The sequence below is a fragment of the Marinobacterium halophilum genome (genome assembly GCF_003014615.1).
GTDB lineage: Bacteria > Pseudomonadota > Gammaproteobacteria > Pseudomonadales > Balneatricaceae > Marinobacterium > Marinobacterium halophilum.
The window spans coordinates 33,575-48,612 of sequence record NZ_PYGI01000027.1 but is presented as its reverse complement, the minus strand read 5'-3'; the positions used below and the strand labels follow the sequence as shown (position 1 = coordinate 48,612).

18 protein-coding genes are annotated in these 15,038 nt (G+C 54.4%); 1 reads left to right on the top strand and 17 read right to left on the bottom strand.

All coding sequences use genetic code 11. The features are described from left to right. Positions 1 to 350 precede the first annotated feature (350 nt). From CLV44_RS16115 to CLV44_RS16095, 5 genes are all read right to left on the bottom strand, one after another. Positions 351 to 956, bottom strand: coding sequence for a Yip1 family protein (locus CLV44_RS16115; protein ID WP_106593147.1), 606 nt, complete (start codon positions 954 to 956; stop codon positions 351 to 353). 98 nt (positions 957 to 1,054) lie between these two features. Next, a complete protein-coding gene (gene cyoE / locus CLV44_RS16110) occupies positions 1,055 to 1,960 on the bottom strand; it encodes a heme o synthase (protein ID WP_106593146.1) in 906 nt (301 codons plus the stop codon). After that, entirely contained in the window at positions 1,938 to 2,948 is a 1,011-nt protein-coding gene (locus tag CLV44_RS16105) for a COX15/CtaA family protein (protein WP_106593145.1), read from the bottom strand. The genes cyoE and CLV44_RS16105 overlap by 23 nt, the downstream gene beginning before the upstream one ends. Further along, positions 2,948 to 3,388: a hypothetical protein gene (locus CLV44_RS16100; protein WP_106593144.1), complete on the bottom strand. Its 441-nt coding sequence runs from the start codon at positions 3,386 to 3,388 to the stop codon at positions 2,948 to 2,950. Before CLV44_RS16100 ends, CLV44_RS16105 begins: the two co-directional genes overlap by 1 nt. Further along, positions 3,378 to 4,046, bottom strand: a complete 669-nt coding sequence (locus tag CLV44_RS16095) for an SURF1 family protein (RefSeq protein ID WP_170069370.1) — start codon at positions 4,044 to 4,046, stop codon at positions 3,378 to 3,380. The genes CLV44_RS16100 and CLV44_RS16095 overlap by 11 nt, the downstream gene beginning before the upstream one ends. A gap of 80 nt (positions 4,047 to 4,126) precedes the next feature. Between CLV44_RS16095 and CLV44_RS16090 the strand changes: the two genes are divergently transcribed. Continuing rightward, the gene (locus CLV44_RS16090) at positions 4,127 to 4,330 is read left to right on the top strand and encodes a DUF2909 family protein (RefSeq protein ID WP_106593142.1); all 204 of its coding nucleotides are present in this window, start codon (positions 4,127 to 4,129) and stop codon (positions 4,328 to 4,330) included. 3 nt (positions 4,331 to 4,333) lie between these two features. On the opposite strand, the gene CLV44_RS16085 is transcribed toward CLV44_RS16090, so the two are convergent. The 12 genes from CLV44_RS16085 to ilvC all read right to left on the bottom strand — a co-directional run bounded on the left by CLV44_RS16085 (position 4,334) and on the right by ilvC (position 15,014). Then, on the bottom strand, positions 4,334 to 5,218 hold the full coding sequence (locus CLV44_RS16085; RefSeq protein WP_106593141.1) for a cytochrome c oxidase subunit 3: 885 nt from the start codon (positions 5,216 to 5,218) through the stop codon (positions 4,334 to 4,336). Continuing rightward, the gene (locus CLV44_RS16080; protein WP_106593140.1) at positions 5,215 to 5,769 is read right to left on the bottom strand and encodes a cytochrome c oxidase assembly protein; all 555 of its coding nucleotides are present in this window, start codon (positions 5,767 to 5,769) and stop codon (positions 5,215 to 5,217) included. Before CLV44_RS16080 ends, CLV44_RS16085 begins: the two co-directional genes overlap by 4 nt. Then, positions 5,766 to 7,367: a cytochrome c oxidase subunit I gene (gene ctaD / locus CLV44_RS16075; RefSeq protein WP_211298169.1), complete on the bottom strand. Its 1,602-nt coding sequence runs from the start codon at positions 7,365 to 7,367 to the stop codon at positions 5,766 to 5,768. The genes CLV44_RS16080 and ctaD overlap by 4 nt, the downstream gene beginning before the upstream one ends. Further along, positions 7,364 to 8,509, bottom strand: coding sequence for a cytochrome c oxidase subunit II (coxB, locus tag CLV44_RS16070; protein WP_106593150.1), 1,146 nt, complete (start codon positions 8,507 to 8,509; stop codon positions 7,364 to 7,366). Before coxB ends, ctaD begins: the two co-directional genes overlap by 4 nt. A gap of 113 nt (positions 8,510 to 8,622) precedes the next feature. Continuing rightward, entirely contained in the window at positions 8,623 to 8,826 is a 204-nt protein-coding gene (locus CLV44_RS16065; protein ID WP_106593139.1) for a DUF2970 domain-containing protein, read from the bottom strand. Between the two features lie 5 nt (positions 8,827 to 8,831). Continuing rightward, a complete protein-coding gene (locus tag CLV44_RS16060; protein ID WP_106593138.1) occupies positions 8,832 to 9,440 on the bottom strand; it encodes a protein-methionine-sulfoxide reductase heme-binding subunit MsrQ in 609 nt (202 codons plus the stop codon). After that, positions 9,431 to 10,438, bottom strand: a complete 1,008-nt coding sequence (gene msrP / locus CLV44_RS16055) for a protein-methionine-sulfoxide reductase catalytic subunit MsrP (protein ID WP_106593137.1) — start codon at positions 10,436 to 10,438, stop codon at positions 9,431 to 9,433. Before msrP ends, CLV44_RS16060 begins: the two co-directional genes overlap by 10 nt. 107 nt (positions 10,439 to 10,545) lie before the next feature. Continuing rightward, positions 10,546 to 11,334, bottom strand: coding sequence for a CDP-diacylglycerol--serine O-phosphatidyltransferase (gene pssA, locus CLV44_RS16050; protein ID WP_106593149.1), 789 nt, complete (start codon positions 11,332 to 11,334; stop codon positions 10,546 to 10,548). A 69-nt stretch (positions 11,335 to 11,403) separates the two neighbouring features. Then, entirely contained in the window at positions 11,404 to 11,988 is a 585-nt protein-coding gene (locus CLV44_RS16045) for a protoglobin domain-containing protein (protein WP_106593136.1), read from the bottom strand. 163 nt (positions 11,989 to 12,151) lie between these two features. Further along, on the bottom strand, positions 12,152 to 12,724 hold the full coding sequence (locus CLV44_RS16040) for a protoglobin domain-containing protein (RefSeq protein ID WP_106593135.1): 573 nt from the start codon (positions 12,722 to 12,724) through the stop codon (positions 12,152 to 12,154). A gap of 189 nt (positions 12,725 to 12,913) precedes the next feature. Continuing rightward, the gene (locus CLV44_RS16035; protein WP_106593134.1) at positions 12,914 to 13,486 is read right to left on the bottom strand and encodes a protoglobin domain-containing protein; all 573 of its coding nucleotides are present in this window, start codon (positions 13,484 to 13,486) and stop codon (positions 12,914 to 12,916) included. A gap of 445 nt (positions 13,487 to 13,931) precedes the next feature. Then, positions 13,932 to 15,014 (bottom strand): ketol-acid reductoisomerase, encoded by a 1,083-nt coding sequence (gene ilvC, locus CLV44_RS16030; protein WP_281257841.1) that lies wholly within the window; start codon positions 15,012 to 15,014, stop codon positions 13,932 to 13,934. Positions 15,015 to 15,038: the final 24 nt, after the last annotated feature.

Here is a 15,038-nt window from a genome sequence, read left to right as displayed (position 1 = left end):
GAACAACGCTGCCGTTTGGCAGAACCTGTTGTCTCAAGCGAGGCGCATATTCTACCGCGTCTCATTTCAATGTCAACCTTTATTTTCGTTTTTTTTGTTTCAGTGCCGAGCACTTCAACAACGAACCGGTGACATCAAGGAGGCAAATTCTACATCAGAAACTTATTCAGTTTCAAGCACTTACTTCCTTCTCATTTGAGTCTTCAGTGTTTCGCGAACCCTGTCGTCTCAAGCGAGGAGGCGAATTCTACAGACACCAGCGAGGGAGTCAACGCTTTTCTGTAAAAAAGTTTCAGATACCGCTAAAACGTAAACAGGCACCTGAAAAGTGCCTGCTTGTCATACTACTATCAGCCACCCGTGTAGCTGAGTGGCACAAATGTTCCCCACAGAACAACGGTTGTCGCAATCAACCCAACCAGTACGCAAAGACCTACGGTCAGAATGGAAGTAGAGAAAAAGAACGCTCTATCTTCAGGTATCTGCATAATCTCCGGGACGCCGGTATAAAGCAGGTAGATAGTGTAGGTAAGTGCAATCATGCCGACGATGACATTGAACCACAGCATCGGATATAGGCCAGCGAGCCCTGACAGGAATAAAGGCGTAGCTGTGAACGTGGTCAGCACCAGGCATTCTTCATAGGAGACTTTGCCACCATAGGTTCTTTCCATCCAGTGTATCGACCACGCGATGAAGCCAACGGCAGCCCACATGGCGACATAGAAGGCAATGGCAGCAGGAAGTGCACTGGAAACACTGAGTTTAACAAACTCTGAATTTCCAAGACTCCAGCCAACCTGGGTTGTACCTATGAACAACGAAATTGCCGGTATAGCTGCAAGTATGCTGATTTGGGCCAGGAATACATGCATCGCCGAGTAGTGCTCATTACGAATGGAGCGCCACTCCTGTTTCGGATGGTAGAAGACCCCCATCATGTGCTGCAGGAACATAAGTCTATCCTCCTTGCAGTCCGGGTATTGCCCGGGCCACATCTTGTTATTGTAGTCGTGCCCGAATCCGTTCGCTTATCGAGTTATCTCCTGAAAACTTATACGAAGAGATGCCAATAGTGGTCTACCAGAAGTATGGCAAACAGCCACATGATGTACACAATGCTGTAACGAAACATTTTCATCGGAACACTGACATCAGATGAAAAATTCAGTTTTAGCGCCCAGTACAACAGCCTCAGATTGATAATCACCCCCCCTGCCAGATAGAGCCATCCATTCATGCCGATAACGAAAGGTAATGCGGTGACAACAATAGTCAGCAGGGTGTATAGCAAGATCTGCACCCCAGTGTAGGCAACACCATGCGTATTAGGCAGCATGGGGACACCTGCACGGGCATAGTCATCACGACGGGCGATGCACAATGCCCAGAAATGTGGTGGTGTCCAAGCGAAAATGATCAACATCAGCAGCAGCCCCTGCGCGTCGATACTACCGGTCACGGCCGTCCACCCAAGCAACGGCGGCGCGGCACCTGCCACTCCTCCAATCACGATATTCTGCGGGGTTGCCCGCTTGAGTATGGCTGTATAGATCACTGCATAGCCAATAAGGGAAGCCAAAGTAAGCCAGGCGGTCAATGTATTCACCGCCACATCGAGCAAGACAATTCCGGAAATCCCCAAAACCGCGGCAAACGCCAAAGCATTCCGCGCCGTAATTCGCCCTTGTGGCAAGGGTCGGCGCGCAGTGCGCGCCATGCGGCAATCAATAGAAGCATCCAATACATGATTGATTGCCGCAGCGGACGCTGCCGCCAGGCCGACACCTGTAGAGGTCAGCACCAGCAAAACCAGATCCGGTGTTGATGGCGACGCCAGGCAGAAACCGACAACCAGCGTCAGCAACATGACTGCCACAACACGTAACTTGCACAAAGCCAAATAATCTTTCCAGGACGCAGAACCCGCACCGGATTCAGTGAGCGACAACGTAGCCATGGTCTACCTCCCGAGGCGCAACACGCGCCTTGTCATTCAGTGTCAACAGAGCCAATAGCAGTGCAACGGCTCCCACGTGATGCGCCACCGCCAGTGCCAGCGGCAACAGCCAGATCACATTCGCCAAACCGAGTAGTATTTGACCCAGTAACAACACTCCGTAAATACAGAGCGGCCAGCGCAGCTTCGACTTACCCCACAGCTGCCGGGCACCCAATAGCGAAATCAGCAGTAACAAAATCGCCCCGCCACGATGGGTCACCTGAATCGCTGCTCGTGCGTCCGCTGGCAACAAGCCGCCTTCATAGTTGGGGCCAATACTCATGACCGGGTTAAGGCCTTGCGCAAAGTCATACTCAACCTGTTGATCCTGATGACAATACAACCAGTCGCTGCAGGCCCAACCGGCATAGTTGGTACTGGTCCAACCACCCAGCGCCAACTGCAGAAACAGTGCTGCCAGCATTAGCTTGACCCAGGGGTGCGCCGATGAACGAACAACGTCATTATTTCCTGATGCCAATCGACGAAGATTTTGGCGCAGCAGCACCAAAGCCGTCAGGGTGGCAAGCCCTCCCAGAAGATGCATCGTCACCACGACCGGTAATAACTGCAGAGTCACTGTCCACATGCCGAATATGCCCTGAGCAATCACCAGCGCCAGCAAACAGAATGATAGCTTTACCGGATACCCCGCCTGCCGACGCAACCTGTATGCCAATACTGCCAGCGCCAGCACCATGAGCCCGAGCACACCGGCGGCATAACGGTGGACCATCTCGATCCAACCCTTGCGCAGATCAATCGACGCGTGGGGGTGGGCAGCCGCCAACTCGGCATGATCATCAGGCAACACCCAAGTCCCATAACAACCGGGCCAGTCCGGACACCCTAAACCCGCATCATTCAGTCGCGTCCAGCCACCCAGTACTACCACAACCAATGCCAGGCCTATTGCGGCCGTGACCAGCTGCAGAGGCAGGCGCATTATCCCAGCCTCGAAGCTTTGAGCAGTCGTCGCATATCACCAAGCAGTGCCTGGCCCTCATAAGTCGGCGGATACTGCATAACCAGATTGCCTAACGGATCCACAACCCATACTCCCGGCGCGAGTTCGGTGGCAGACATTACCCGCACCCGATCGGCCTCACGCCCCAAAGCATCATGCACGCGTCGCAACCGCTCAATCGCTTCGCTGCACCCACCGACACAATCCCCCGCCGGCACCCATAATAGCGACCAGTGCCCGGTGTGCAGCAAGGGGTCCCCCCCCCACTGATCAAGTGTTTTGACCGGCTGTACCAGCTCACCGCGGTTTACACTTGCGCCCGAAAGGCCGACCCCACTACTCCATACCAGAACAGCAGCAACTAACGGTACCAGCGCCACAGCCCACACCATCCAGAAAACGGTCCTGTTACCTTTCATTAGCTTCACCTCTGTACTCGCGTCGTGCGATCCATATCAGCCAAACCGATAATGCCAGCGCCAGCCCGAACCACTGCACTGCGTACCCGACATGACGTTCGGGCGCGATGCCTGTGTAGATCTGCTCTCGTGGCCGAATGGCATCGCTGATCGCTGTTTTAAGATGCAAAACCAGCGGCTCGACGGGTACCGCCAGCGTCTGCCCAATCTGCTCCAAATCAAGCGACTGAATACGTCGCGGCCAGCCCGCTTCAATCTGCGTCGTAGCCAGCGTCACCGAGACCAGAGGGCGAGACAGCACACCTTCTACCGGTAACCACTGCCGCTTCAATTCAAACCCTGGCAACTGCTCCCGCTGCGCAGGCGCGGCAATCCAACCCAGGCTACCGAGCCACAAGGCCCCTTCATCAACGCGAATCGGGACAATGACTTCATATCCCACCCGCCCTTGCCATGTCCGGTTGTCCAGCAGGAACACGTTCGATGGCAACAGCTCGATCTCGAAGCTCACCGGCACCCAGTCACTGTGCTGCAACCGCTCCAACGCGCCGTCGGGGGTTGTGGCTGGTGACTGCTCAAGCTGCTGCAACCAGAGCCGCTTGTGATCGGCCCGCTGCCATTGCCAACTCCCCAGCGCCAACAGCAAGGGCAGTACCAAGAGCCCTAATCCCCAACACAACCATTTGAATCGACGACGAGGATCCGCTTTACTGAATTGAGCTGCCAAGGAGATCTCCCATGCTGCGTATTCTGATCATCGTACTTTTCATCGCCATCGTTGCTGCCCTGTTCAGCAGCCTGTGGTCATTACTGAAGCGACCGTCTGCGGATGGTGCCACCGCCAACCGTTTGCTGTGGCGGGTTATTCTTAGCGCCCTGCTAATTCTGGCGCTGATTTACGGTTTCAATACCGGTCAACTGCAACCACATGCTCCCTGGTAAGGGTCACAGGACGTAGACAAACAGGAACAGGCCGATCCAGACCACATCAACAAAGTGCCAATACCAGGCCACCGCTTCAAAACCGAAATGCTGCCGCGAATCGAAATGACCAACGACGATACGGCCAAGAATGATCATCAGCATGAGCGTACCCAGGGTCACATGCAGGCCATGGAAGCCGGTCAATATAAAGAAGGTGGCACCATAGACTCCCGCCTGCAGCGTCAGCCCCAACTCATGGTAGGCCTCGGCATACTCATAGGCCTGAAAACCAATGAACACGACTCCCAGCACAATGGTCACGAACAGCCAACGACGTACCTGCATGCGGGCATCACGCAGCAATGCCTTGTGCGCCAACGTCAAAGTAAAACTCGATGTTACCAACAGACAGGTGTTAAGCAGCGGAATATGCCATGGACTGATCACCGCTGCCGGACCGGGAAAACGTTCGGCGTCCGGTGTAATCATCAGAGGCCACTGGGCAACAAAATCAGGCCACAGCATCTGGCTCACCCCCTTGTCACCCTCTCCACCCAACCAGGGAACCGCCAACACGCGCACATAGAACAATGCACCGAAAAAAGCTGCAAAGAACATCACTTCCGAAAAGATGAACCAGCTCATGCCCCAGCGAAAGGAACGATCCATCTGTGCCGAGTACAAACCACCTCGGCTTTCATGAATGACATTGCCGAACCAACCCACCAGAATCAGCCCCATCATCAGGGCACCGGCCAGTAGCAGCACCAGACCCAACCCGCCTCCCTGTTCAGCACTGAGGGCATTCAGCAGAGTACCGGCCCCATAGGCCAACAGAAACAGAGCGACAGACGCCAGAATCGGCCAGCGGCTCTGCTCGGGTACGTAATAACTTGAGCTGCTCATAAGCGTTGCTCCTTCTCGGCCAACACCGCAGACGATACTTCGGGCGAAATATCAAACAGGGTGTAGGACAGGGTCAGCGAGCGGATGTGCTCGGGCAATTTCTTATCAATCACGAACAGCAACGGCATCTCGACCGACTCTCCGGCCATTAGCGCCTGCTGCTCAAAACAGAAACAGTTAACCTTATGCAAATACTGTGCGGCTTCCGCAGGGGCCACCGAAGGAATAGCCTGTGCCACCATACGTCGCCCCGTGGGATTGGTGGCCATGAAGGCCGTCTGCTTCATTTCGCCGGGGTGCGCCCGTATCACACCATCCATGGGGCCAAAATCCCACGGCATGCCTTCGTTGTGAACGGCAATCAGGCGGACCTTGATCTGGCGACTGGTATCCATCGCTGATATCGCGACCGGCCCGGTATTAGTGATTTTGCCGTTGAGTCCGGTCACCTCGCAGAACACGTCATACAATGGCACGAGCGCAAAACCGAACCCGAACATCAACACGCTGCCCAGAACCAGACGCCGGACCAATCGACCGTGCGCACTCATCGCAGCGACTCCGGCAACTGCGGCGGTGTGGCAAAGGTATGGTAGGGTGCCGGCGACGGTATTTCCCACTCCAGCCCCTCCGCACCTTCCCATGCTCGCGCCTCCGCCTTGCGTCCGCCACGAACACACGCAATGACATTCCACAGGAATATCAGTTGTGACAGGCCGAACAGGAAAGCTCCGATGGAGGCCACCATATTGAAGTCGGCAAATTGCAGCGCGTAATCCGGTATCCGGCGCGGCATCCCCGCCAAACCAATAAAGTGCATCGGGAAGAAGGTGATATTGACGCCAATAAAGCTGAGCCAGAAGTGCAGCTTGCCCATGCGTTCATCCAGCATGTGACCGGTCCATTTCGGCAGCCAGTAGTACACCCCTGCCATAATGGAAAAAATCGCCCCCGGCACCAGCACATAATGGAAGTGCGCAACCACGAAATAGGTGTCGTGATACTGGAAATCCACCGGCGCAATCGCCAGCATCAACCCCGAAAAACCGCCGATGGTAAACAGCACCACGAACGCCAGCGCGAACAGCATGGGCGTCTCGAACGTCATCGAACCACGGAACATGGTTGCCACCCAATTGAACACCTTCACCCCGGTCGGCACTGCAATCAGCATGGTGGCATACATGAAGAACAGTTCACCCGCCAGCGGAATGCCTACGGTAAACATATGGTGTGCCCACACCAGGAACGACAGCACCGCAATCGAGGCCGTCGCGTAAACCATGGAGGCATAGCCGAACAGACGCTTACGGGCAAATGTGGGGATGATCTGACTGATGATGCCGAATGCCGGCAAGATCATGATGTAGACCTCGGGGTGGCCGAAAAACCAGAACACATGTTGAAACAGCACCGGATCGCCACCCCCCCCTGCATCAAAGAAACTGGTACCGAAATGGATATCCATCAGCATCATGGTGACCACACCGGCCAGCACCGGCATCACCGCAATCAGCAGGAATGCGGTGATCAACCAGGTCCAGCAGAACAACGGCAATTTCATCATGGTCATCCCCGGTGCGCGCATATTGAGGATGGTGGCAATAATATTGATCGCCCCCATGATCGAGCTGATGCCCATCATGTGAATGGCGAAGATGAAATAGGTCACGCTGGGCGGTGCATAGGTGGTGGAGAGTGGTGCGTAAAAGGTCCAGCCGAAATTAGGTGCGCCACCCTCCATGAACAGGGTCGAGATCAACATGGCAAAGGCGAACGGCAGAATCCAGAAACTCCAGTTGTTCATCCTCGGCAACGCCATATCCGGCGCACCGATCATCATCGGGACCATCCAGTTGGCCAAACCCACAAAGGCCGGCATCACCGCGCCGAACACCATGATCAGCCCATGCATGGTGGTCATTTGGTTGAAGAAGCCCGGTTCTATCAACTGTAAACCGGGCTGGAACAGCTCGGCACGGATCATCAATGCCATGCAGCCGCCAACAAAGAACATCAACAGGCTGAACCAAAGGTACATGGAACCAATGTCTTTGTGGTTTGTGGTAAACAGCCAGCGCCCCATGCCCTTGGCCGGTCCGTGATGCTCATGCGCGTCAGCATGCAGAGTCGTATCCAGCGTACTCATTGTTCCGCCTCCCCTGTCGACGGCGTCAGTAACCGTGCGATTTGCGCCGGTGATACCGCCTCACCCAAACTGTTACCCCAGGCATTGCGCTCATACGTGATCACCGCCGCCAGCTCGGTTGCACTGAGCTGATCGCGGAACGCCTGCATGGCGGTACCACTTTTGCCGTTGAGTACAATATCGATATGGGCAGCCACATCACCCAGCGCGACAGCACTGCCCTTGAGTGCCGGAAATGCCCCCGGAACCCCCGCTCCATTTGGCAGGTGGCATGCGGCACAGGCACGCAGATACACCTGCTCGCCCTGCTGCATAAGCTCATCCAGCGTCCAGACCCGCTCTGCTGCGGCAGCTTCGGCCTGCTCTGCAACCCTGGCATCGGCCAGCCACTGATTGAAGTCATCCTTGCTGACCGCTTCGATCACTACCGGCATGAACCCATGATCCTTGCCGCACAGCTCTGCACACTGGCCGCGGTAGATGCCTGGCTCATTGATCACCGTCCAGGCTTCGTTGATGAAGCCGGGAATCGCATCTTTCTTCACGGCCAATGCCGGCACCCACCAGCTGTGAATAACGTCATTGGAGGTGAGCAGAAAACGGATTTTGGTCTCCACCGGCAAGACCAGATGACGATCGACCTCAAGCAGATAATGCTCCTGCTTGTCGGCCTCATTGCTGATCTGATCGCGGGGAGTAGACAGGTTACTGAAAAAATTCAGCTCGTGATCAAGGTAGTCATAACGCCATTTCCACTGGTAACCGGTAATTTGTACGTCCAGCTCAGCCTCGGAGGTGTCGTACATCTGCACCAGTGTCGCAGTCGCCGGCACCGCCATGGCCACCAGAATAATGATCGGAATGATCGTCCAGATCACTTCGACCATCGTGTTTTCATGAAAGTGGTGCGCCTTGGCACCTCGTGACTTGCGGTGGTGGAATATCGACCAGAACATAACCCCGAACACCACCAGGGCGATGGCGACGCAGATCCAGAAGATCGTCATGTGCAGGTCAAATACCGAACGGCTGACATCCGTGACACCGGGCGTCAGATTGACCTCCCACGCTGCGGATGCAGTCGCGGTATACACCGTCAATCCCAGCCCTGAACCGATGGTTTTTATTATTTTCCATCCCATCATCAGGCCTCCCCGCTTTAACCTCGAGGAAGGCTCAGCGTGCTCCCTCACAGGTGATCCGGTTAACTCGAGTATAGCAGCCTGTCTGAAAGCGCAAGGGCGATAGCGTTATCTCAGACGCCCGCCAGACTCAATGCCCAACGCACCAGCAAAATAACGCCGACCACGAACAAGCCTGCCATCAGCAGCCCGGTGAGGATGTAATACAGGGGACGCCCGTTACGGAAATCGCGTTCACGGTTGCGTTCGGACTGCACCCCGAAAAAGCCGGACAGTACGCTGAGCAGCGTCTGCCAAAGGGTTGGTTTGTCGGACATGGCACTTACCTCCACTTGAGGTATAGGCGATATCCAAGCAAAAAGGCCAGTATGAGGGTATAGATCAGTACTTCGAGGTAACCGGCTCGGATCAGCCAGACAAAATGCAACAGTGCCAGCAGTGCAATGGGATACACCAGCCAGTGCAGCCTTTTCCAGCGTTTGCCCAAGCGTCGCTGCCAGCCTTGTGTCGAGGTAACGGCCAGCGGCAACAGCAGTATCCAGGCAGCAAAACCGGCTATGATATAGGGACGTTCGGTCAACTCACGCAACAGCAAATCGGGCCGCCAACCGAGGATGAACGTGGCGACCGCCAACAGGTGTACCGTGGCATAAAACAGCGCATACAGTCCGAGCATGCGCCGGTAGCGTTGCAACCAGGCCATCCCCAACAGGCGACGGGCGGGCGTAATTGCAAGACTGAGCCATAAAAAACGCAGGGCCCAGATACCCAGAAAAGTGACGATCACCTGAGCCGGGTCTGCCCCCAGCTGCTGCTGAACCGCTTGCAGACTGATCCATCCCAGCGGAGCCAGACTGCCGATAAACATGAGCGTCCAGAACGACCAGCGCCCCACTGTGGAACGGTGTAATGCGGCAATACTTAATACCATTTACGCAGATCCATACCGCTGTAAAGATCGGCCACCTGATCGGCATAGCCGTTGAACGGCTGAGTGTCGATGATGTTGGGGCTAAACAGTGATGACGGCAATCGGCGCTCGGTCGACTGGCTCCAGCGCGGGTGATTCACCGACGGGTTCACATTGGCATAGAAACCGTATTCACGCGGAGCTGTTCGCTGCCAGCTGTTGACCGGCATCTGCTCAGTAAAACGAATACCAACGATCGACTTGATGCTCTTGAAACCATACTTCCATGGCACCACCAGCCGCAACGGCGCGCCATTCTGTGGCGGCAGTGCATCACCGTACACCCCAACCGCCAGCAGCGTCAGCGGATGCATTGCCTCGTCCATCCGCAAGCCTTCAACATAGGGCCAGTCGATGGTACCAAAACGTGAACGCTGCCCCGGCATCTGTTTGGGGTCGTGCAGTGTGGTGAATTCAACATAGCGGGCATTGCCAGTGGGCTCGAAACGCTTGAGCAAGGATGCCAATGGGAAGCCGACCCACGGAATTACCATTGACCAGGCCTCAACACAGCGCAGACGATAAATCCGCTCTTCGAGATCAACACCCTTGAGAATATCTTCCAGCTGATACGTGCCCGGCTTATGCACCTCACCACTGATCTCGACACTCCAGGGGTCGGTTTTGAAATTTTGCGCATACGCCTTGGGATCATCCTTACCCAAACCGAATTCGTAGAAGTTGTTGTACCCGGTGACATGCTCGTAGGGTGCCAGCGGCTCATCGGTCGAAAAGACGCTACTTTTTTGCGCGGCTCTCAGTTTCTGCTGCAGCCAATCGGGGCCAAGATAACGAACCTGTTCCTCGTCCAGCGCATAACGGGCCAGTGCCGACGCCTGTCCGCTCATTAACAGGGCCCCGCCGGCCGCCAATCCCTTCATGAACTGACGCCGCTGGCGATAGATCGATTCAGGGGTAATTTCAGAGGGGGCGATGTCAGGTGCTTTACGAATCAGCATGGGATACTCCAGGAACACTGTGCCAAATTAGACAAATCATACGCAGCCGGTTCCGTTTCCGCCTACTTGGTGCCAATAAAAAAGCAGGCCGAAGCCTGCTTATGAAATCATGTGCGCAACTGTCGGGAACGTCGCCAGACCCACAACATGGGACCCGAAAGGGCGTAACAGAGAAACAGAACCCACAGGGATACTGATGCACTGATCGAGATGATCCCCAGGCCCAGGGCAATCAAGGCCAGAATCCAGAACGGTACCTTGCCGCGAAAGTCCACATCCTTGAAGCTGTAATACAACGTGTTACTGACCATTAATACGCCGGCCAATGCCACGAACAATGCAATAACGTATTCCCAACCGGTCACGTCCAGCCTGTATTCATCACACACCCATACCATGCCGGCGATGGCCGCCGCCGCCGCCGGGCTCGGCAAGCCAATGAAATAACGTTTATCAACGGAGCCGATCTGGGTATTGAAGCGGGCCAGACGCAAGGCACCTCCTGCGGCGTAAACAAACGCAGCAAAAAAACCAAGTTTACCAATATCTCCCAGCACCCAATTGTACGTCACCAGTGCCGGGGCAACACCAAAGGACACCATGTCGGACAACGAATCGTACTCGGCACCAAAGGCACTCTGCGTATTGGTCATGCGCGCCACTCGTCCGTCCAGCCCATCCAGCAACATGGCGACGAAAATGGCAACGGCAGCTGCTTCGAACTGACCATTCATACCGGCAACTATGGCATAAAAGCCGGAAAACAGGGCAGCGGTAGTAAACAGGTTCGGCAACAGGTACACACCTCTGCGGCGCTGAAGTCCGGCATCGGGTGTTGCCTGCGACTCTGCTCCTGCTTCAGTCCCTGTATCCGGATCCTGCGGCTGATCACTCATGCTTGTGAAACCTCTGTCAAAACGCTGAATCTGCATTCTACTCGACAGAGGCAAACAAACCCAATGCCATCAGGCCGCTGTATCTTTTTTATCGACCTTGTACGCAGACGCCAAGTTATTGAACAGCGCACGACTGATCCCGGTGATCGCCATGAACTTGTCCAACTCCTGTGCCAGCAATGAGCTCTGATAAGATTCTTGCATGATGATCAGACAAAAACCGGTCACACCGTTGACCGCTTTCATCATCCGTCCAAGCTTGGCAGCATCATCAGCATAGGTTTCAACCAGAATCGGCACCAGATGCTTTTTGATCAGCAGTATTCCGCTGGACATGAATTCCACCGGCAACTTGACGTGCACATGCACTTCACCAACCTTGTGCATGCGCGCGGCAAACGCTTCATCGTAAGGCCCTGAAAATACAGTCTCAAGCCAAGCCTTGTGCGTCGCTTTCAGTGATTCGACACGTCCTTCCAGAAATGGCACGGTCGCCGGGATTTGCTGCAACTCGGTATAGAATTGTTCAGTCACAACGGCCAAATGCGGCAGCAGTTTACCGCCCTCCGCGAAGAGCACTTGCTCATCTTCCGCATCAAACCCCGAGCATACTTTTCCCCGGTGACACAGCGCGGCGAAGTCGACCTGACTCATATAGGTACATCCTTGATAGTGAGTGTAAAGCAAGCTGCAGTGCACAGCAGGCAAAGCCCGTCATTTTCGCATGGCTTTTACAAATATCAAGGCATGCACACAAAAACCCGATCTTTGTCGGGTTGGCGTGACACAGGTTCAAATCCTCATCAGCACATATGACTTATTCTGCCGGCACTCCATTTTTCTGCCGATACGCAGCAGACAAATTGTTATACAAGGCTTCACTGATACCGGTTACATCCATGAACCGATCAAGCTCATGCTCACGATATGAAACCTGCATGATGATCAGACAATAGGTGGTAACGGCATTCACCGCCTTCATCAGCACACCGAGCTTGGCAATATCTTCACGGCAAGCCTCGGCCAGTACCGGGATCAAATGCTTACTGATTAGCCCAATACCACTGGCCATGAACCGCTCGGGTAAACGAACCTGCACATGTACCACCCCTACCTTGTGCATGTATGCCGCAAAGTCTTCGTCATAGGGGCCGGTGAAAATCTTTTCCAGCCACCGTCTATGAGTTGCTTTAAGCGACTCCAGACGACCTTCCAGGAAAGGCCCGGTTTCATCTATTTGCCCCAATTCGGCGTAAAAGGCCTCGGTCACCTGATCCAGATGACCCACCAACAAGGCATGCGCCTGCTCCAGAACATGCTCATCAGCGCCTTCGAAGCCGGCAAACATCTTCGCTTGCTGATTTAGTTGGGAAAAGTCGATCTCTCTCATGGGTGTGTCATCCTTGTTGCTATGCAGAACAGCGATTCACGATAGCTGCACTACTCCGTTGCATAAATATATCACTCAAGACTTTGTAATTATTCGGAAACACTGTCAAGACTGACAGCCCCGGATCAGCCGTTCAGCTGACCGAGACCGCCGCAGGAGAGAGAAACACCGAACATGCTAGATCGTGAATCAGGCGGCACGCCCTTGTGAGTTACGATAGGCGGCTGCCAGGTTGTTATACAACACGCGACTGATACCGGTCACTTCCATAAAGCGTTCCAATTCATGGCCACGGTAGGACTCCAGCATGATCAACAGACAGAAGCTGGTAGCCGCATTCAGTGCCTTGAGCAAAGGCCCGACCATTTCCGGCTGGTCACGGTAAATCTGCGGCAACAGGGGAATCAGATGCTTGTTGATCAGGCCAATACCGCTGGTCATGAATTTTTCCGGCAGTTTCACCTGCACATGGATCACCCCAACCTTATGCATATAAGCGGCAAAATCCGCATCGTAGGGGCCTTCAAATACCTTGCCCAACCAGGCCGCATGAGTCTTCTTCAGCGTATCAATACGCCCTTCCAAAAATGCCAGCGCTTCAGGGATGGTTTGCAGTTCGGTATAGAACGAATCAGTGATGGTAATCAGGTAGGGGCGAAGTCGGTCAGCTTCCTGAGCGAGAATAGCGGCATCTTCGGGTTCGAATCCGGCATAGGCCTTGGCCTGCTCACACAGAACAGAAAAATCGATTGTACTTGTCATAGTAAGTGCGTCCTTGACTCAGATGGCGCGTGCTGCTTCCGGTCACCGCATCAAGCCCGGTCCACGTCATCGTCACATTATTTTTATTAGTAAATGTATAGATATCATGCAGCCAAACGAGATCAAGCATATGCAATCCAGTTCACGATCTGGGTCAAACAAATGTGATCTAATTTTTGCGATTTGACGATATCCGACGATGACCTGCCGACCGGTTCATGGCGAGCTGAAACAGACATCACAATAAAACCATCCTTTAAGTATGGTTACTGAAGATGACAATAGTATTGCAGCCTTTCGATAACACTCAGACAGGTAAAACTTCGGATAATGACGCCGGGCAGCGCCTGCAGAAAAGAATCAACAACAGCGGGGATAATAGAGAGGCTAAAACGCATACGGCCGGGCATGAGCCCGGCCGTAGCGAGAAGAACAGACTAACGCCTTAGTTCTTGTCTTTGTCGACCAGCTTGTTCGCTGCAATCCACGGCATCATTGCACGCAGTTTTTCACCGGTCTGCTCGATCGGGTGAGCAGCGTTGTTACGACGACGCGCAGTCATGGACGGATAGTTGGTCTGGCCTTCAGCGATGAACATTTTCGCGTACTCGCCATCCTGAATGCGCTTCAGTGCGTTACGCATGGCCTGACGTGATTCTTCGTTGATCACCTCCGGGCCGGTTACGTATTCGCCGTACTCAGCGTTATTGGAGATGGAGTAGTTCATGTTGGCGATGCCGCCTTCGTACATCAGGTCGACGATCAGCTTCAGTTCGTGCAGACATTCGAAGTAAGCCATTTCCGGCGCGTAGCCAGCTTCAGTCAGGGTTTCGAAGCCCATTTTGACCAGCTCTACGGCACCACCACACAGAACTGCCTGCTCACCGAACAGATCGGTTTCAGTCTCGTCCTTGAACGTGGTTTCGATGATACCTGAACGGCCACCACCAACACCCATGGCGTAGGACATTGCCACATCTTTGGCATTGCCGGACACGTCACGGAAGATCGCGATCAGGTCAGGAATACCGCCGCCCTTGACGAATTCGCTACGTACAGTATGGCCCGGAGCCTTCGGCGCGATCATGATTACGTCCAGGTCGGCACGCGGCTCAACCTGGTTGTAGTGGATAGAGAAGCCGTGTGCGAACGCCAGGGTTGCACCCTGCTTGATGTTCGGCTCGATTTCGTTCTTGTACAGCTGGCCCTGGAATTCGTCCGGAGTCAGGATCATGACCAGGTCGGCAGCGGCAACGGCATCAGCCACGTCAGCCACTTTCAGGCCATGTGCTTCAGCCTTGGCGCGGGAAGAAGAACCGGCACGCAGACCAACAGTGACATCAACACCTGAATCTTTCAGGTTGCACGCATGTGCATGGCCCTGGGAACCGTAACCGATGATGGCAACTTTTTTGCCCTGGATGATAGAGAGGTCACAGTCTTTATCGTAAGAAACCTGCATGGTTCTGATCCTTTGACTTGAATTTGAAAAACGTGTGCGCTTGGTCGTCGTAACAACCGTGGCGATGGTGCTACCTTAAGGGAACAATCT